Annotated in this window: 15 protein-coding genes and 2 tRNA genes; 14 read left to right on the plus strand and 3 right to left on the minus strand. The window is 57.1% G+C overall.

The features are described 5' to 3' along the window. Window positions 1-63: 63 nt before the first annotated feature. Window positions 64-1125 (plus strand): M23 family metallopeptidase, encoded by a 1062-nt coding sequence (locus KORM41_RS11270; RefSeq protein WP_068147712.1) that lies wholly within the window; start codon window positions 64-66, stop codon window positions 1123-1125. Here KORM41_RS11270 and KORM41_RS11275 read toward each other — a convergent pair. Further along, complete coding sequence (locus KORM41_RS11275; protein ID WP_068147715.1) at window positions 1122-1985, minus strand: ATP-binding protein; 864 nt, start codon at window positions 1983-1985, stop codon at window positions 1122-1124. The genes KORM41_RS11270 and KORM41_RS11275 overlap by 4 nt on opposite strands. Window positions 1986-2212: 227 nt before the next feature. Here KORM41_RS11275 and yajC point away from each other — a divergent pair, with 227 nt between their 5' ends. The 6 genes from yajC (at window position 2213) to KORM41_RS11305 (ending at window position 7285) form a co-directional block, all read left to right on the plus strand. Then, the gene (gene yajC, locus KORM41_RS11280; RefSeq protein WP_197421062.1) at window positions 2213-2533 is read left to right on the plus strand and encodes a preprotein translocase subunit YajC; all 321 of its coding nucleotides are present in this window, start codon (window positions 2213-2215) and stop codon (window positions 2531-2533) included. Between the two features lie 94 nt (window positions 2534-2627). Continuing rightward, window positions 2628-4202: a protein translocase subunit SecD gene (gene secD, locus KORM41_RS11285; RefSeq protein ID WP_197421064.1), complete on the plus strand. Its 1575-nt coding sequence runs from the start codon at window positions 2628-2630 to the stop codon at window positions 4200-4202. A 12-nt stretch (window positions 4203-4214) separates the two neighbouring features. Beyond that, complete coding sequence (gene secF / locus KORM41_RS11290; protein ID WP_068147782.1) at window positions 4215-5189, plus strand: protein translocase subunit SecF; 975 nt, start codon at window positions 4215-4217, stop codon at window positions 5187-5189. 5 nt (window positions 5190-5194) lie between these two features. After that, the gene (locus KORM41_RS11295) at window positions 5195-5599 is read left to right on the plus strand and encodes an Mth938-like domain-containing protein (RefSeq protein ID WP_197421066.1); all 405 of its coding nucleotides are present in this window, start codon (window positions 5195-5197) and stop codon (window positions 5597-5599) included. Between the two features lie 277 nt (window positions 5600-5876). Continuing rightward, entirely contained in the window at window positions 5877-6662 is a 786-nt protein-coding gene (locus KORM41_RS11300; RefSeq protein ID WP_068147725.1) for a hypothetical protein, read from the plus strand. A gap of 143 nt (window positions 6663-6805) precedes the next feature. Next, window positions 6806-7285: a hypothetical protein gene (locus tag KORM41_RS11305; RefSeq protein ID WP_068147729.1), complete on the plus strand. Its 480-nt coding sequence runs from the start codon at window positions 6806-6808 to the stop codon at window positions 7283-7285. A gap of 10 nt (window positions 7286-7295) precedes the next feature. Here KORM41_RS11305 and KORM41_RS11310 read toward each other — a convergent pair whose 3' ends face one another. Continuing rightward, window positions 7296-10097, minus strand: a complete 2802-nt coding sequence (locus KORM41_RS11310) for a beta strand repeat-containing protein (RefSeq protein WP_068147732.1) — start codon at window positions 10095-10097, stop codon at window positions 7296-7298. 211 nt (window positions 10098-10308) lie between these two features. After that, window positions 10309-11352, minus strand: coding sequence for a helix-turn-helix domain-containing protein (locus KORM41_RS11315; RefSeq protein ID WP_197421068.1), 1044 nt, complete (start codon window positions 11350-11352; stop codon window positions 10309-10311). Between the two features lie 254 nt (window positions 11353-11606). Between KORM41_RS11315 and KORM41_RS11320 the strand changes: the two genes are divergently transcribed. The 7 genes from KORM41_RS11320 to KORM41_RS11350 all read left to right on the plus strand — a co-directional run bounded on the left by KORM41_RS11320 (window position 11607) and on the right by KORM41_RS11350 (window position 18397). Further along, window positions 11607-12830 (plus strand): LL-diaminopimelate aminotransferase, encoded by a 1224-nt coding sequence (locus KORM41_RS11320; RefSeq protein ID WP_068147737.1) that lies wholly within the window; start codon window positions 11607-11609, stop codon window positions 12828-12830. A gap of 12 nt (window positions 12831-12842) precedes the next feature. Then, complete coding sequence (locus tag KORM41_RS11325) at window positions 12843-14147, plus strand: homoserine dehydrogenase (RefSeq protein WP_068147740.1); 1305 nt, start codon at window positions 12843-12845, stop codon at window positions 14145-14147. Between the two features lie 16 nt (window positions 14148-14163). Beyond that, entirely contained in the window at window positions 14164-15126 is a 963-nt protein-coding gene (gene glpX / locus KORM41_RS11330; protein WP_068147743.1) for a class II fructose-bisphosphatase, read from the plus strand. Between the two features lie 10 nt (window positions 15127-15136). Next, the gene (gene recJ, locus KORM41_RS11335; RefSeq protein WP_231727241.1) at window positions 15137-16951 is read left to right on the plus strand and encodes a single-stranded-DNA-specific exonuclease RecJ; all 1815 of its coding nucleotides are present in this window, start codon (window positions 15137-15139) and stop codon (window positions 16949-16951) included. Between the two features lie 76 nt (window positions 16952-17027). Next, window positions 17028-17103: transfer RNA gene (locus tag KORM41_RS11340), tRNA-Glu, on the plus strand. Between the two features lie 27 nt (window positions 17104-17130). Then, window positions 17131-17206, plus strand: a tRNA-Glu gene (locus KORM41_RS11345). Window positions 17207-17455: 249 nt separating this feature from the next. Continuing rightward, on the plus strand, window positions 17456-18397 hold the full coding sequence (locus KORM41_RS11350; protein WP_082719706.1) for an IS110 family RNA-guided transposase: 942 nt from the start codon (window positions 17456-17458) through the stop codon (window positions 18395-18397). Window positions 18398-18410 lie beyond the last annotated feature (13 nt).

An 18410-nucleotide genomic window follows, 5' to 3' on the forward strand; every position in this document is an offset into this window, starting at 1 on the left:
TGCCTTAATGATCAGGGAAATATTGCCCCAGTTAACACTTGTGGGTATCTTGAAACCATGATGATGGGAGGACACAAGAGACGGCATGCCACGCGCCTTAGCGCCTTGATTGTGCTCGCCTTCTCGCTTTCTGCCTGTTCCACTGTCGACAAGCGAATCATCAGACCCGTTTTCGGTGCGCTGACATCTCCCAAAACCAAGAATGCCCCGTTCCCTGTGCCGCTGCCACGCACCAAACCACCGGTACCAAATCGCAGCTATGCGGCTACAAATACGCCTGCACAGGCGCCGCGTGCCGCGACCAGCAGCAGTGCAACTGGTGCGGTGCATGTGGTCAGCAAAGGCGATACGCTTTACGCCATTTCACGGCGCTACGGCGTGCCGGTCCGGGACCTGATTTCAAACAACCGGCTGCGGTCACCCTACACGCTTGAGATCGGCCAGCGCGTGAAGGTGCCCACGGCGCAGGTCTATGTGGTGAAAAAGGGTGACACGGGCTATAGCATCTCGCGCCGGTTTGGCGTGAATGTATCGGCCCTGATGCGCGAAAATGGTATCAGGGCGCCATACACGCTTGAAATCGGCCAGAAGCTTAAACTGCCGGGCGGTGCGAGCACGGCCCCTGTGCAGACGGCCTCTGCGTCCTCGCCCACGGTTGTCAGGCCTGCGCAAACCACGCGCCGTACCGTGGCGCGGCCCACGCCGCCGCCGCGGACATCAAGTGGCTTCGATTGGCCGGTTCAAGGCAGGCTCGCCTCCCGCTTTGGCCCCAAACAGGATGGCCTGCATAATGACGGCATCAATATTCTGGCCCGCCAGGGAACGCCAGTGAAGGCTGCGGAAACAGGCGTGGTGGTCTATGCCTCGAACGCGCTTGAGGGCTATGGGCATCTTCTGCTGGTGAAACACTCGGGCGGCTGGATTACAGCCTACGCCCATAATGAACGCCTGCTGGTGCGCGAAGGGCAGACCGTCGATAAAGGGCAGATCATCGCCCGTGTCGGCAATACCGGCGGCGTGACAGAGCCCCAGCTGCATTTTGAAATCAGGAAGGGGCGCCGGGCGCTTGATCCGCTCCGCTACCTGAGCCAGGCGCGGGCAGACGCGGCCATGACAAGCCGCTAAAAGCCGACCTTGGCACCCAGTTCCCCAGCAAGATTATTGACAAATTGCCACGCAGTGCGGCCAGACCGGTTGCCGCGCGTTTTCGACCACTCAAGGGCCGCATGCCGCCAATCTTCAGTGGGGTTCAGGTCAAAGGCCTTCAGGTAGCCTTCAATCATGGCCAGATATTCGTTCTGGTCTGCCGGATGGAAGCCAAGCCACAGCCCAAAGCGGTCCGATAGCGCGATGGTTTCGTCCATGGCCTCATTCGGGTGAATGCCGGTGGCGCTTTCCTGGTCGGCCATCTGGCGCGGCAAAAGGTGCCTGCGGTTCGATGTGGCATAGAAGATGACATTCTCTGGACGGCCTTCAAGGCCCCCTTCCAGGACGGACTTGAGCGCCTTGAAATCCTGGTCCGGCCTGTTGAACGACAGGTCGTCACAAAAGACGATAAACAAGCGGTCGCTTTTCCTGAGCTTGCCAAGCAAGGCGGGCAGGGCACTGATGTCTTCCCTGTGGATTTCCACAAGGGCAGGCGCCTGTGCGCCTTTCTCATGAACGATGGCGCGGTGGATTGCCTTGATGACCGTACTTTTACCCATGCCGCGTGCGCCCCAAAGGAGCGCATTGTTGGCGGAAAAGCCGTTTGCAAAGCGTTTTGTGTTTTCAAGAAGGGTGTTTTTGGCGCGGTCGATCCCCATCAGAAGGCCGATATCAGGGGCTGCTACATGGTCTACCGCGCGCAGGCTTTTGCTTTCCGCGTCATAGACAAAGGCAGTTGCGCTGTCTTCCAACGCTGCAGGCGCTTTTTCAAGGTTTCCACTGACCGCATCGGCAAGGCGGTTGATCGCATCAATCAGCGCTTGATCCTGGTTTGGCACTTGCAACCCTTTCCTGTCATTCCCATCTAGGGGTGAATAATCAAATTTAGCCTGCTCGACAGCGCTCATAACATGCCGGATAGCCATAGGCGACTGTTGCATTTGAAAGCAATAAAGCTATAGTCCCGGCCAATGATATTGCAAGGTGGCACTTCTGCCGCCCTTTTAACGAGGTTTGTCACATGTTTTCTTCTCCTGCTTACGCTCAAGCGGCTGATTCTGCGCAGATGTCCGATCCAACTGGTGGTTTCGGCCTGATCATCATCATGGTTGCGGTTTTCTGGTTCCTGATCATCCGCCCACAGAACAAAAAGATGAAAGAACACCGTGAAATGGTGAACAATGTGGCTCGCGGCGACAGTGTTGTGACCGCAGGCGGCCTGATCGGTAAAGTAACCAAGGTACAGGCTGACGACAACGAAGTTGAAGTCGAACTGGCGGATGGCGTTAAGGTTCGCGTTGTGAAAAGCACGCTGTCTGATGTGCGCAGCAAATCAGAGCCTGCCAAGCCTGCTGAAAAGAAAGCGGCCAAGAAAGAAGAAAAATAAGGATCGTGCCCGGAATGTCCGGGCGCAGTCTTTTTAAGGGAAGAACAACCATAAGGATCGGCGCATGCTGACGTTTCCGCGCTGGAAAATAATCATGATTGTAGGGGTGGTGCTCTTGGGCATCCTGACGTCCCTACCGAACTTTCTGACAGAGAAACAGCGGGAAAGCCTGCCAGGTTTCCTGCCTTCCGATACGCTCAGCCTGGGCCTTGACCTACGGGGTGGTGTGCGGCTTTTGTGGGGTGCGGAGACCGATGATGTGGTCACGTCCCGCCTGAACAATATTGCTGATCAGGTGCGCGATATTCGTCGCTCTGAAAAGGGCCTGAATTTCCGCAATATCCGCACTGAAGGCCACAGCGTGTCGCTTGAGGTAACGCGCGACGACATGGCTGAGCTTGCACGCGAGAAGCTGCGTGAGCTGACAACCGTGACGGTGGGGGCCGCCAACCCGCTGATGGGTGGCGGCATCCAGGAGCTTGAGCTTGCCCAGGACGGCAATAAATTCACGCTGACGCTGACAGAGCAGGGTATCGAAGTGCAAAAGCGCGATGCTGTTGCCCGTGCCATGGAAGTCATGCGCAAGCGGATTGATCCGGACGGTACCAAGGAAGTGACGATCCAGCCTGAGGGCAGCGACCGCATCATTCTGGAAGTGCCGGGCGCGAGCGACCCTGAAGAAGTGAAGCGGCTTGTCGGCCAGACTGCAAAGCTGACCTTCCATGATGTGAACACGAACGCAAGCGCAGAAGACCTGCAGCGAGGCCGAGTTGGCTACCGCGAGAAGATTTTGCAATCGAAAGAAGGATACTCGCTGGCGATCAAGGACCGTGTGATTGTGTCGGGCGAAGACCTCATTGACGCCAAAGCGTCGTTTGACCAGCACGGTAAACCCGCTGTTTCCTTTACCTTCAACACGTCCGGTGCCAAACGCTTTGGCAATCACACCAAAGACAATATTGGCCGACCTTTTGCGATCGTTCTCGATAACGAGATCATCAGCGCGCCAAATATCCAGACTGCAATTCTGGGTGGGCAGGGGCAGATCACCAATGTGGGGTCGGTTGCCGACGCACAGGAACTGGCAACGCTTCTGAAAGCCGGTGCCCTGCCTATTCCGCTGACAGTGATGAAGGAACGTACCGTTGGGCCTGACCTCGGGCAGGAAAACATCGACGCAGGCGAAATCGCTGCTGTGATCGGCTTCCTTGGCGTGATCGTTTACATGATCATCAGCTATGGCCGCTTTGGTCTGGCGTCCAGCGTGTCGCTGATTACCAATCTGATCCTGATCATGGGGGCCCTGAGCTTCCTTGGCGCTACGCTCACGCTGCCTGGTATCGCCGGTATCGTACTGACGATCGGTATGGCGGTGGATGCCAACGTGCTGGTCTTTGAGCGTATACGCGAAGAACAGAATAACGGTCGCAAGCCGTTTGCTGCCATGGAGCACGGCTATGGTGAGGCATTCTCCACCATTATGGACGCCAATATCACCACTTTCATTGCGGCTGCCGTGCTCTACATGCTTGGCTCCGGCCCGGTGCAGGGCTTTGCCGTGACGCTGGCGATTGGTATTCTGACATCCATGTTCACGGCTGTTGTCCTGTCGCGCTTTATCCTTGCAACCTGGCTTAAGCGGGCTCGTCCTGCCAAGCTGCCACTTTAAGGGGAGGGGATGATGTTTCTACGTCTCGTACCAGACAATACGAAGATCAATTTTATGGGCGCGCGCAAGGTTGCGTTTGCTCTGTCGATTGTTCTGATCATTGCCTCAATCGCCCTGTTTGCGATGAAAAGCCTGAACTATGGCATCGATTTCCAGGGCGGTATCTCTGTTGAGGTGCAGATGGAAGGCGAAAAGGCCATTCCAATCGAGCAGGTGAAGCAGGCAGTTGAAGCCATGGGCTACACCAGCCCGTCCGTTCGCCGCTACGGCGCCGATTGGGAAGCCATGATCCGCATCGAACGCCAGGAAGGTGATGCGAAAGCCCAAAGTGCCGTGATCCAGAAGGTGCGCGAAGAACTGCCGAAAGCGGTTCCGGGCATCAAATTTATGGACGGCAACTTTATCGGCGCTACCGTATCGGGTGAGCTTAAGCGCGACGGTGCGCTGGCAGTGACCATCGCGGTTCTTGCTGTGCTGGTCTATATCTGGTTCCGCTTTGAATGGCAGTTCGGCCTGGGGGCGGTTCTGGCCCTTGTGCATGACGTCTTGCTTACGGTTGGTTTCTTCGCCATCACGCGGCTTGAATTCAACCTGTCGATCATCGCGGCAATCCTGACCATCGTGGGCTACAGCCTCAATGATACCGTGGTGGTGTATGACCGGGTGCGTGAAAACATCCGCAAATATAGCAAAACACCGATGGAAGAACTGCTGAACCTGTCGCTTAACCAGACGTTGGCCCGGACATTGATGACATCCGTGACCACCTTGGTGGCGCTGTTTGCCCTGTTCTTCTTCGGTGGGGAAGCCATCCGCGGCTTCACCGCAGCGATGATCTGGGGCGTGGTCGTGGGTACCTACAGCTCTGTCTTTGTGGCATCGCCACTTCTGTTGTTGTTCAAGATCAGGCGCGAAGCGATGTTGCCAGTTGAAGACGACGACCCGACGGTGGACAAAAGCCGTCCAAACCAGTTTGAGCAGATGTAAGCCCGATGGCTGACAAGATCAGACAAAGTGGTTTTATCATGGAGCAGCAGGCCGATGAGGACCTGCTGCTCATTGAAGCATATGGTGATGGTGGCTTCCGCCTGATGGAGCGCCGCGTCGAAGGCGGCGTGCTGGTGCTGCCAACCGGCTTCTACCCGATGGACGCCGAAACACTGGCCGACCTGACCCCCGCGCATTTCAGCAAAATTGTGGACGAGGCTCCGAGACCAGAGATTGTTCTGGTCGGGACGGGTGCGAAGATGCAGCTTCTGCCTGCTGCCATTCGTGAGCACCTTGAAGCCGCCAACATCGGCTATGACATCATGGATACCGGCGCAGCCGCCCGGACCTACAATGTTCTATTGATGGAACAGCGCCGCGTGGCGTGTGTGCTGTTGCCTGTAGACTAATTCAAAAAAACAGGAATTGCCTGCTTTGCCTTGGCCATGCGATGAACGGTTCGTCGCAGAAGCTGGCATTCGGTTCGTCGCAGAGACTTACGACCCACCGCACAATGCTCACCATTCGTCGCTTCACCCTTTTCTCCACCGCCCGGGCTGGGCAGTCTTGAGTTCACAAGAACGTGAAGACGGGGAACTGGCCCGAAAGTCACGTCAGCCGAGGATGGAGTTTTTTCTGGCGCCAAAGCGGTCGCCGGGAGATACTCAAAAAAAATGGAGATTTCCCATGTGGATGACACCTCATCAGATACGCCGAGCTGCCTTTGTTGTCGGGATGGCGGTTTCATGCTTTGCCATTGCGGGCGCCAGCCATGCGATGATGGCGATGGGCGGTGATGACGAAAAAGCCGAACAGGTCGAGAAGGCTGAAAAGAAGAAGCGCACGATCCGTGTAGTTCGCAGTGGCGATAGCAAGGTTGTGGTGGACAGAAAGGGTCATCGCACGGTGATCGCCACCAGTGACCGCGAGGCGTTTGAGAAAAAGCACAAACAGGCCCTGAAGGAAGCAAAAGAGGCGCTAGCCGAAGTTACCGAACGCCTGGGGAAAGCCAAGAGCAAGAAAGAAAAGCAGGCGCTCAAGGCGGCCCAGAAAGGCCTGGAGGCGGCGATTGTCTCCCTTGAGGAACGCCGTATGCGCCACGTGATCGTGGCTCCCAGCCGAATTGAGATCGCAAAGATCGAATCTGAGGCCATGGCGGACGCGTTGGCTGATCTGGCAGACAGCGAGCTGGAGCTCTCTGAAATGCGGGTGGAGCTGAAGGGCGACATTGCCGAAGCCCGTCGCGAGATCGAAGAGGCCCTGGGTGACCTGGAACTGGAGCTGGATATTGATGGGGATATCCGTACCCTCAGGATCGAGTCCCTAAAGTCAGCGGAGCTGTCGCTTGAAGAAATGGAAAAGCATCATCTTGAAGCGTTGAAGCGGGCCGAAGAAGATATCAAGCGGGAACGTGCGCGCCTTGAGGAGCGGATGCGGGAACGCGAAGCAGAAGCCAAGAAGAAAGAGGGCTAGGCCCCACATAGGCGAAAGCTGAAACATGTGAGGGCAGCCAACTTGGTTGCTCTCTGTCTTTTGACAGGCCTATTCCTAAAGTTTACTTGTCCAATGTGTGATAATGTAGCATTATTAGACCATTCTAAGGGAATGGACAGGTCATGAAACGCACCCTGACAGCAGTTGCAGCAATTTCGGTTATCGGCAGTGCCGCCGCACTGGGTGGTGAGCGCATGTCAGCGTTTGACAGCATGGGCACCATGATGCTGGAACATGAGGCTGAAGAAGTGCGTGAGGTTTCCTATCGTTCGCCCGACCTTGCACGGTGCGAACAGAAGGAAGAGGAAATCCGGGCACGGCTCCAGGATATGAACCTCAACTTCGCTGAGTCTTTTTCCAAATCTTTTGCAACCAGTGAGGCCGTGGACATGCAGGCGTTTGAAGCCCGCATCGAAGCCATGTCAGGCCGGTTGTCCGAATTGAAGATGCAGAAGGTCGCCCAGCTTGGCGCGCTGCAGCAGTCGCTCGCGGAGCACCGGTCGGAGCTTGGCAAGTACCGTGCTGCTTTTGGCGATGACGCGCTCTATGCACGGGTGCTTGAGGCGCTTGAGCAGGCCGAGCAGGCGATGGCAGTGGAATAACTCCCCCCGTTTACAGCAGGATGGTCATATCTGTGAGGTCCGCAGCATCAAGTCCTTCTAGGAACACACTGCCTGCGTCGCCGAGGTCGATCAGGATGCCGCCGTTTACTGCAGTGGCTGCGGCCTGAACGCTGGCCACGCTTGTGAAACCAGTGCCTGCAAAGGTGAGGTTGAGCGTGTCTTCGCCCAGGTCAAAGTCGGTGATGACATCATCGCCGCTTGTCGCGACGAAGATAAAGGTGTCGGCCCCGGCCCCGCCCGAAAGCATGTCATCGCCAGCGCTTGCCCAGATTACATCATCACCCGCGCCGCCATTGACCGTGTCACTGCCTACGCCACCACCCAGCGTATCATTGCCAAGTCCGCCAAGCAGCAGGTCGTTGCCCGGGCCGCCCCAGGCAATGTTGGTGCTCAAATCACCGTTTTCGTTATTGTGCGATGTCGCGTAAATGGTATCGTCACCTTGGCCGCCGTAAAGCAGGTCGCTACCGTCGCTACCCTCGATGAAGTCGTTGCCGCCGCCGCCGCCAATTGTATCTGCGCCAGCTCCACCGGCCAGTCTATCGTTGCCGCTATCACCACGACCGGCCCAAATGACATCGTCGCCCTCATTGCCTGAAACAGAATCGTCACCGTCGCCACCGCGCAAGGTATCTCCCGAGTTGCCCCCGGTTAGTGTTTCGTCACCGCTGCCGCCGCGGATGGACATGGGATCGTCGATGATCCTGACTTCCTCGACGTTGGTGACGTCAATATCGATCGCACTTGGCGCGGCTGCGAAGGTCGTGCCGTCATTCACGCTGAAAGTGAAGGTCAGCAGATCAGCGCCGTACGCGTTCGTGGCCGGCGTGTAGACAAGGTTGCCTGCGCTGATATCTGCTATGGCGACAACATCACCTGGGTTTATATCTACACCAGAAAGCTGCAAGGTGCCGCTGGAGACAGTCAAGGTGTCGATGCGCACTGACGCCAACGCCGCGCCCGTGTCGACATCGGAGAAATTGAAATCCCCCGCCGCAAATAGGTGCGCTGTGTCTTCGTTCATGGTGATGCTGTTGTCGGTCGCGGTTGGCGCATCGTTGATGCCCGTGATATTGATGTTCGAAGTGGCAGCGGTGCCATCCAGCACGCCGTCATTTGGCGTGATGGTCAGCATTGCTGCGTTATCGCCTTCGGCGTCAGGCGCGCCGGTGTATTGAATGTTCGAGATCGTATCCAGGTAGGTGGCGATGTCTGCCGCCGTGCCCGCAAGCGTGATGGTCTGGCCATTCACCAAAGTTTCGGTCACGCCAACGCCTGCGCCGTCTGCGGGCACGCTGAAGCTGCCTGCATCAACGGACAGTGTTACGGTCAGGCTGTCGCCCTCGGCGTCGCTGAAGGAAACAGCCGAAAGGTCAAGGTCGCCTGCGGTATCTTCCGTGACAGTCAGGTCTGCTGGCACCCCCGAAAACGCAGGCGCATCATTGGCCCCGTTGATCGTGACTGTGATATCCTGGGCGGTGCCGTCAGCGGAATGGACGGTGATCGTGTCTTGCAGGGTATCACTGCCGCTCAGGGCATCGACTGTATTGTCTGCGTTATCGAGCGCATAGGTCCAGTCGCCGTTCGCGGCGATGGTTAGCTCGCCATAACTGCCGGTGATGGTGTCATTGTTGAAGCTTTCGTCCGCGGCTCCATTGTTGTCGCTGATGGTTAGTGTACCTGTAGTGCTGGCGATATTTTCGGTGATGCTGCCGCTAGTGTCCCCGGCGATCACAGGCGCGAATTGTGGGCCAAGGCCCTGCGCGACACCGGTCGGGTTCACAAGCGCCGAATATATCTGTGCGCCGGAGGCGGTGGTAACCAGCGACAGCGTGCCGCCTGTCCCGGTCACGCCCGCAAAGATATTGCTGAGGTCAGCCTCAACCGTCGGCTCTGCGCCGGAATAAATCAGGTTCGGGTCCAGGCTGGGAGCTTGACTCTGCACATTGGCGCCGGAGAAAGTTACTGAATGGGTCGTACTTAAACGGTAGGCCTCCAGGCCAGCACCGGTGATGATGCTGTTGCTGATCGTCACAATCCCGCCATCACGTAAAAATATTTCGCTGTCGTTTCCTGTGAAGATGCTATTGCTAATGGTGGCGGAACTATCATAGAGGTGTACGCCGACGCGGCCGTTATGGGCGAAAACCGAGTTGGAGATTGTGGCGGTTGCGCCGGCAACCAACGCAAGAGCATTGTGAGAATTGCCCGACATGCTGCTGTCGGTCATGGTAAAGGTTCCCCCAGTGACCTGGACGGTGAAGCCGGGCGCAATAGTGTTCTCGAACCGGGTGCTTTCAATGGTTGTGTTTGAATTTGTGAAATAAAGGCCTGTGCCTATGCGAGTGCTCACTGTATCTGTGATGACACTATTCACAATCGAGACCGTTGAGTTCTCTGCCCACAAAATTGTAGTGCCGCTATCGTATATAGAGGTAGAATCTCCGGTGCCTGTAAAGGTCAGGCCGTCCAGGGTTACCGTGGCGTTGGTTATGTCAATGAAGTAGACGCCCGCACTGGTGGTGGTGTAATTGTTGGCATCAAGTGTGATGTCCGGCGTGCCGTCGTTATCCAGGTCGCCGTCGATGGTGATGTCGGTGGTAATAAAGTATGATGTCGCCTCTACGATGGAAGACCCTGACAAGCTGCCATCAAAGGTGATGGTGTCGCCATCTTGCGCTAGCCCGAGTGCTTCCTTGAAGGAGAGGCCGGTGCCGTCCGCCGTCTCCGCGGCAAGGTCCCCGCCATCATAGCTGTCGTTCGTGGTGGTGTTGACTGTTAATGTTGCCACGGCAATGCTCCCCCAATGAGAAAAGTCCGCGCGAATTGCAGGCTTCGGATTTTGCTATCCTATGGATACGGTTTGTAATACCTCAGAACCGCCCGGCGTGCGTGACGCTGAGTGCCAATCATGTGAGGCTGTGTGCCTATTTGACCGCAGGCTGGGAACGTGTGGGGTGAACGAGGAGACTGTCACTTGTCGTGGTTTTGCCAGGGCTGCCCTATACGCCACCTGAACGGGCAGACATCATAAATTCCCGCGCGGAATAGCCGAAGGCGCGCTTGAACTGGCGGCTGAAGGTTTCGCGGCTTTCAAAGCCGGCCTCAAACGCCAGCTGCGTGATATTCTGGGCTCGCCCAAGCTTGATCTGCTCAAACGCCCAATTGAGCCGCGCGCGCTTCACCAGTTCCATAGGTGTGCCATAGGGTTCGCAAGCCCGGTAAAGCTTACGCCGGGAGACCGCGACATGATGGGCAATCATGTCAGGGGACAGAGCGGGGTTGCGGAGGTTTTCGCTGATATAGCGCTCGACCGCTTTGTAGACGGCAGCGTCTGTGGTTGCGGATTCAAGGCGCCGGGCATCGCTGTACCCAAGCAGTGCGGTTTCCATGAGGTCGAGCGCGCTGTGGCTGACCGCTTCGGCCTCTTCGATGGTAAGTTGGTCCAATGACTCCATCGCCATGCGCATGAACCGCCATGCTAGGAACACCATTGGCGTTTCCTCGAGAATTTCGCCGTGCATCTCGGCAAGCATCGGCATGCGTTCAAGCATGACAGACTTGGGCATCGCGAGTGTCAGGTTCTCGAACCCATGGCTGGAGATATGCATTGGTTGTGCAAGGTCAACGACACGGATCTGGCCGGGTCTGATCAGCTTGCCATGCTCATACTCTGTCGTCGCGTCACCACCCCGCACCTGAAACTGGAATGCCATGATATCGCAACCGGGTTGATCGATGAACTTGCCATTGCGGTTGATGGTGGCTTCACTGTTCACCCAGCAGCGCGATAGGGATGAAATGCTTGTCTTTGCTTCCTCCATGCCTGCATCAAAAGAGGCGGAGTAGGGGCCGGGGCGGGTCAGTGTCCCAACCTGGCCACGAAAATCGTACCAGCCGTCGAACTGTTCTTTCCGCGCGAGGTCGCAGGTCTCGAAGTTCAGGACTGTCAAGCGCTCTGGCGCGGCAGCCAGGCTGTCGTAGTTAAAAGCATCTGTTGTCCGACCGTTTGCATCATGCCAACGGGCTGTACCGGATTGCTTCATGACCATTATTTCCCGCCCCCAAGACTGAAAGGCCCATCATTTCAGAAAACCGGCGTATCCTCAAGGCCCAAGCCCATCCATCCTTGCCGGTGCCTCCACCCGTTCTTACGCAATAGTATTTCGCCAGATAAGAAAAACCATTGCGATCATTGCGTGCAGCCGTTGCACTGACGCCAAAATTCCCTTAGAGCTAAGCCTTCACACAGGGCGCACCGGCGCGTCCCGATTTCGACATTATCCAAGGTAAAAAGGTCATGACCAATCAGGAATTTTACCGCATCAGGCGGCTGCCCCCTTATCTATTCGCTGAAGTGAATCAGATGAAAGCGGCGGCACGAGCGCGCGGTGAAGACATCATTGACCTTGGAATGGGCAATCCGGACCTGCCCACGCCGCAGCACATTGTTGATAAACTCAAAGAGACTGTCGATAAGCACACAACGCACGGCTATTCCGTCTCAAGGGGCATTCCGGGGCTCAGGCGTGCCCATGCGGCATACTACAAGCGCCGCTTCGGCGTGGATATCGATCCTGAAACCGAGAATGTGGTGACCCTTGGGTCGAAGGAAGGGCTCGCGAACCTGGCGTCCGCCATCACAACACCCGGCGACGTGATTTTGGTGCCGAACCCGAGCTTTCCGATCCACCCCTATGGTTTCATGATCGCGGGGGCGGCTGTCCGCCATCTGCCGATGGGGCCGGGGCGTGATTTTCTGACGGAGCTCAAATACGCTGTGCAGCACAGCGTGCCAACGCCTACGGCTGTAATCCTTTGCTATCCGGGCAACCCGACGGCTGAGGTGGTTGATCTGGCTTTTTATGAAGAAGTGGTCGATTTCTGCAAAAAGCACGGCATCTGGATTTTGTCTGACATCGCCTACTGCGAGATTTATTTCGACGACAATCCGCCGCCGTCCATTCTGCAGGTGCCTGGGGCAAAGGATATCGCCATTGAATTCACCAGCCTGTCTAAAACCTATTCCATGGCCGGGTGGCGCGTCGGCTTTGGTGCCGGCAACAAGGATCTTGTCGCCGCGCTGACACGGGTGAAAAGCTACCTGGATTATGGCGCTTTCACGCCAATTCAAGTTGCCGCGGTTGCCGCGCTTAACGGCCCACAGGACTGTATCGAACTACACCGCGAGACCTACAAGAAGCGCCGTGACGTGCTTGTGGAAGGCTTGGCGGCCGCAGGCTGGTATATTCCAAGCCCCAAGGCATCCATGTTTGCCTGGGCGCCGATACCGGAAGATTTCAAGGAAATGGGCTCCATGGCCTTTTCCAAGCTCCTGCTGGAGCATGCAAAGGTTGCTGTGGCTCCTGGCATCGGCTTTGGCGAATACGGCGAAGGCTTTGTGCGCATTGGGCTTGTGGAGAACGAGCAACGCATCCGGCAGGCAATCCGTAACATCAAAAAACTTATGGCGAACAAGGACGAGATCATCGCGTCCTGGCAAGCCGAACAGAATAAAGCGTAACTGGAGATCAGTATGAGTAAGCAGGGCGACCGAAAGATCATCCTCGGCATCGCGGGCCTCGGCACCGTTGGCGCTGGGGTGGTCAAGATTGTCGAGAAACACAAGGCACTGCTCGCCGCACGGGCCGGGTGTCCTGTGGAAATTCGGGCCGTTAGCGCGCGGGACCGCAGCCGTGACCGGGGGGTTGACCTTGCACCTTACGACTGGGTTGATAACCCGGTTGATCTCGCGTCCGAAGAGAGCGGCGTCAATGTGGTTGTGGAGCTCATCGGTGGATCAGACGGCCCGGCGCTGGCGCTTGCGCGCAAGGCGCTTGGCCGCGGTATTGGTTTTGTGACCGCTAACAAGGCACTGATTGCCACTCACGGCAAGGAACTGGCTGCTCTGGCGGAAGAAACCGGTGCGCCTCTGAAGTTCGAAGCCGCCGTCGCCGGCGGTATACCGATTATCAAGGCGCTGCGCGAAGGTCTGGCGGGCAACGCAATTGAAAGCGTACGCGGCATTCTGAACGGCACCTGCAATTATATCCTCACGCGGATGGAGCAGGAAGGCCTGGCCTTTGACGAAGTGCTGAAGGACGCGCAGGCGCTTGGATACGCGGAAGCGGACCCAACCTTTGACATCGACGGGATCGACACAGCCCACAAAACAGCCATTCTGGCCACGCTGGCGTTCGGCACCGAGCCGGATATCGAAAACCTGCCAACCGAAGGTATTCGCAACATCGCTCCAGTGGATATCGAATATGCCAAGGAACTGGGCTACCGCATCAAGCTTCTGGGCGTTACCCAGCAGACGGCAGAGGGCATCGAGACCCGCGTTCACCCGGCCATGGTGCCGACACGCGCGGCCATCGCGAACGTGATGGGCCCGACAAATGCTGTGGTGGTGGACGGTGACGCCGTTGGCCAAACCGTTTATGAAGGCGCGGGCGCAGGCGAAGGCCCAACCGCATCCGCCGTGCTTGCAGATATCCTTGATGTGGCGCGCGGTGCCGCAGGTCCGCGCCTTGGTGTGCCAGCCGTAAGCCTGACGCCGTCAAGCCCAGTGCCCGTGTCCAAGCACCGCGGAACATACTATATTCGCCTGCGGGTGAATGACCAGCCGGGGGTGATGGCTGATATCACCAAGGTGCTGGCGGAAGAAAGCGTTTCCATTGAAAGTATGCTTCAGCGCGGCAGCGCAAGCGACGGTGGCGTTTATATCGTGCTTACAACCCATGAAACTGTTGAAGCTTCTGTTGCAGCCACACTTGATCGTTTCACTACGCTTCAATGTGTGCTAGAGACCCCCACAATGCTGAGAATTGAAGCCTGAAAAGGGAGCTAGCCTAATGGGGTCACAGGAACTGAATCGCCAACTCGTTCTTGAAGTTGTCCGTGTTACCGAAGCCGGTGCTATCGCGGCAAGCAAGTGGAACGGCCGGGGCGATGAAAAGTCCGCCGACGCAGCCGCTGTGGAAGCGATGCGTGAAGCTTTTAATAAACTGCAGATCGAAGGCACCGTTGTCATCGGTGAAGGCGAGCGCGACGAAGCACCAATGCTTTACATTGGTGAAAAAGTCGGCGCCGGCGGCCCAAAGGTCGATATCGCGCTGGACCCGCTTGAGGGCACCACAATCTGCGCCAAGGCAATGCCGAACTCGCTCGCCGTGCTGGCGATTTCCGCCGAAGGTGGCCTTCTGAACGCGCCAGACGTTTATATGGACAAGATCGCTGTTGGTGGCGGCCTGCCTGATGGTGTGATCGACCTGGACAAAACGCCGACCGATAACGTGAAGGCTGTGGCCGAAGCCAAGGGCAAGTCTGTTGAAGACATGATGGTCTGTGTGCTGGACCGCCCGCGTCACGCTGAAATCATCAAGGAACTGCGTGAGCTTGGTTGCGGTGTGGCGCTGATCGGTGACGGTGATATCGCCGGCGTGATCGCAACAACCGACCCGAAAACCGGCATCGACATGTATATGGGTTCCGGTGGCGCGCCTGAGGGTGTGCTGGCCTCTGCAGCACTGCGCTGCATCGGTGGCCAGATGCAGGGCCGCCTGTTGTTCCGTAACGATGACGAACGTGCCCGCGCCCGCAAATGGGGCATCGAAGACCTGAACCGGAAATACACCATGGAAGAAATGGCCTCCGGCGATGTGATCTTCGCAGCAACCGGCGTGACTGATGGTTCCATGCTGAACGGCGTGCATGTCACGAGCCGCGGCATTGAAACCGACACGATCACCATGCGGTCCAAAACCAAGACGATCCGCCGTGTACAGGCGATCCACGGCCCGGACGGTCGCCAATAAGGTTACGTCATTGACCGACAGTATTGAGAATACAAGAGCGGCGGAACCCTTTCTGGGTGTCCGCCGTTCTGCGCTTGAGCAGGCTTGGGAGCTGCGGCCTTATGTGCCGCGTATGGCCGAGGCCATCGCAGACAGGCTCGGCGTTCCTGCCGTTGTCGGGCAGCTGATTGCCGCGCGCGGTATCGGGCTTGATGATGCCGAAGCCTTCTACAGTCCCTCGCTTAAGGAAAGCCTGCCAGATCCATCCACCATCCTGGATATGGACAAGGCTGTGTCCCGTATCGCCCGCGCTTTGCAGCAGGGCGAGAAGCTGGCGATCTTTGGCGACTATGACGTAGACGGGGCCACAAGCTCCGCCGTGCTCTATCGCTACCTGACGGCCCTTGGTGCCAGCGTCGAGATTTATATCCCTGACCGCATGGCCGAAGGCTATGGCCCCAATGCGCCCGCGCTTCTGGGGCTCAGGAACAAGGGCGTCGACCTTGTGATTACAGTGGACTGCGGCACACTCTCGTTTGAGCCCCTTCAGGCCGCAAAAGATGTGGGCCTGGATGTGATTGTGGTGGATCACCATAAGGCCGAAACCAAGCTGCCGGAAGCTGTGGCAGTGGTGAACCCGAACCGGCTGGATGATGATAGCGGCCTCGGGCAGGTTGCGGCTGTGGGTGTCTGCTTCCTTGTGGCTATCGCGCTTAACCGCGCGCTGCGGGAGGCAGGCTATTTCACTGGCGACAGGCGTGAGCCGAATTTGATCAGCCTTTTGGATATCGTGGCACTTGGCACCGTATGCGATGTGGTGCCGCTCACCGGCGTGAACCGCGCCTTTGTCGCCCAGGGCCTGAAGGTGATGGCGCAGCGCCATAATGTGGGCATCACTGCGCTCTGTGATGTCGGGCGCATGTCTGAGGCACCAACAACCTATCACGCAGGCTTTATTCTGGGGCCGAGGGTGAATGCGGGCGGCCGGGTAGGGGAGAGCTATCTGGGTGCCCAACTGCTCACGACAGGCGACATGATGGCCGCGCGCCAGATCGCTGAAAAGCTGGACCGCTATAACGAAGAACGCCGCGCCATTGAGGCTGAAGTGCTTGAAGCTGCGATGCGCCAGGTTGAAAGCGCCACGGGCGTTGGCGGGCAACCGGAAACAGTGGTTGTTGCGGCAGGCGAGGGCTGGCACGCAGGCGTCATCGGCATCGTGGCCTCGCGTCTCAAGGACAAATACGGCCTGCCTACCTTTGTGATCGGGATTGAGAATGGCGAAGCCAAAGGCTCCGGCCGGTCAATCAGCGGCGTGGATATGGGCGCGGCAGTGATCGAGGCTGTCCAAAAGGGCCTGCTTATCAAGGGTGGTGGCCACGCCATGGCCGCGGGCCTGACAGCCGCCCCTGACAAGCTTGAAGAGCTAACAGCCTTCCTGCGCGACCATATGCGCAAGAGCGTGGAAAAAGCGGCCCAGAACCGGTCCTTGAAGATTGACGGCATGGTGGCCCTGTCAGGCGTTACCGCGGACCTGATTGACCAGATCGATCAGGTTGGCCCGTTTGGTCCGGGCAATCCGAGCCCACGTTTCGTTATCCCGGAGCTTGACCTTTTGAAAGCTGATCTGGTTGGTCAGAATCACTTGCGCTGCATTTTCAAGTCGAAAGACGGCAAATCCATCAAGGCTATGGCCTTCCGCCAGTGGGAGGAACCGATGGGAGAGCTGCTGAGGTCGGGTATCGGGCGGCGCTTCCATATCGCAGGAAAGCTCAAGAAAGATACCTGGGCAGGGGGCGGAAAAGTGGAAATCACGCTCGACGACGTTGCGCTTGTCGGACTGCCGTAAGAAAAATGCAAAAAGATGTTGACCGGGGCACCGGGGCTAGGTATCTAGGCCCCCGTCGCAGCGAGTTCTGCAGCGTGGTCCCTTCGTCTAGTGGCCTAGGACGCCGCCCTTTCACGGCGGAAACACGGGTTCGAGTCCCGTAGGGATCACCATACTCGCCGCAGGCCATCCTAATTGATGGTCCCTTCGTCTAGTGGCCTAGGACGCCGCCCTTTCACGGCGGAAACACGGGTTCGAGTCCCGTAGGGATCACCATATCTTCAAAAAGCCCTGCCATCTGGCGGGGCTTATACATTGAGAGGCACGAAGATTTGTTATGATCTTCGTGCCTCTTTGATTTTGAACAGGGGGTGGCCACCCCCTGTTCAAGGTGCGGAATGTGGTTGAGCCCACTCGGGGCAAGACCTTTTACGGTCGTAAAAAAGCATAACCCTTCCGCACCACAGAGGCTTCGTCGAACCGCTGAGTGAGCTTTTACGCTCGTGTATAAGAAAGACAAAGCCAATGACTTATACCACGCGATCCATTGGGATCGACATATCAAAATCATCCTTTGACGTTTGCCTGCTGCCAGAAGGCGAAGCAGACACATTTACCAATAATACATCCGGCATTGCCAAATTCCTTTCGTGGGTTGCTGACAGGGAAGACATTGAACGGCTGATCCTGGAGCCTACAGGTGGCTATGAACGCATGGTCACAGATGCCTTGCTTGCAGCCGGGTTGCCGGTTGCCAAAGTTAATGCCCGATATATCCGTCAGTTTGCCCGGGCCAGTGGGCAATTGGCCAAAACCGACAAGGTGGATGCCTTTGTGCTAGCCGACTATGGCAGGCGCATGGAAACACGCCTTCTTGAACAACCTTCTGAACAGCAGCAGGAACTCTCAGACCTCGTAGTCCGATACAAACAGCTGTCCCACATGATTGTCCAGGAAAAGAACCGCCGGGAAAAGCTGCTGAACAAGGCAAGAGACTGGATCGAAGAGGCTCTGAATTTCCTGCTGGAACAGCGTCAAGCCGTTGTGGAAGCGATGGAGGAATGCCTGGAACAGGATGCAGCACTCAAGGCCAGGGCCAAAGTGTTGACTTCAATAAAGGGCATTGGATTGCGGACCGCCTGCTTCCTGCTGGCAGGCCTGCCGGAACTGGGTCATCTCGACAAAGGACAAATCGCCAAGCTCGTTGGTCTAGCCCCAATCAACCGGGATAGTGGTCTAATGCGCGGCAGGCGGACAATTACAGGAGGACGGAAACATGTGCGCGATGCTTTATATGTGGCGACACTCCCCGCCATTCGCTTCGATCCGGAAATGAAAGCTTTCTATCAACGCCTCAGGGAAAACGGGAAGCCCGGTAAAGTCGCTCTCATTGCAGTCACTAGAAAAATCCTCATTCGCGCAAACGCAAAAATGAGGGATCACTATGCAGCCGCGCTTGACACATAACACCGCTGCTTTT

It is taken from the genome of Kordiimonas lipolytica, from assembly GCF_001550065.1.

Coding starts and splice junctions, on each gene's coding strand:
- KORM41_RS11320 (WP_068147737.1), top strand. CDS start 11,607: ATGACCAATCAGGAATTTTACCGCATCAGGCGGCTGCCCCCTTATCTA.
- KORM41_RS11300 (WP_068147725.1), top strand. CDS start 5,877: ATGTGGATGACACCTCATCAGATACGCCGAGCTGCCTTTGTTGTCGGG.
- secD (WP_197421064.1), top strand. CDS start 2,628: ATGATTGTAGGGGTGGTGCTCTTGGGCATCCTGACGTCCCTACCGAAC.
- KORM41_RS11325 (WP_068147740.1), top strand. CDS start 12,843: ATGAGTAAGCAGGGCGACCGAAAGATCATCCTCGGCATCGCGGGCCTC.
- KORM41_RS11315 (WP_197421068.1), bottom strand. CDS start 11,352: ATGAAGCAATCCGGTACAGCCCGTTGGCATGATGCAAACGGTCGGACA.
- secF (WP_068147782.1), top strand. CDS start 4,215: ATGTTTCTACGTCTCGTACCAGACAATACGAAGATCAATTTTATGGGC.
- yajC (WP_197421062.1), top strand. CDS start 2,213: ATGTCCGATCCAACTGGTGGTTTCGGCCTGATCATCATCATGGTTGCG.
- KORM41_RS11270 (WP_068147712.1), top strand. CDS start 64: ATGGGAGGACACAAGAGACGGCATGCCACGCGCCTTAGCGCCTTGATT.
- glpX (WP_068147743.1), top strand. CDS start 14,164: ATGGGGTCACAGGAACTGAATCGCCAACTCGTTCTTGAAGTTGTCCGT.
- KORM41_RS11295 (WP_197421066.1), top strand. CDS start 5,195: ATGGCTGACAAGATCAGACAAAGTGGTTTTATCATGGAGCAGCAGGCC.
- KORM41_RS11350 (WP_082719706.1), top strand. CDS start 17,456: ATGACTTATACCACGCGATCCATTGGGATCGACATATCAAAATCATCC.
- KORM41_RS11305 (WP_068147729.1), top strand. CDS start 6,806: ATGAAACGCACCCTGACAGCAGTTGCAGCAATTTCGGTTATCGGCAGT.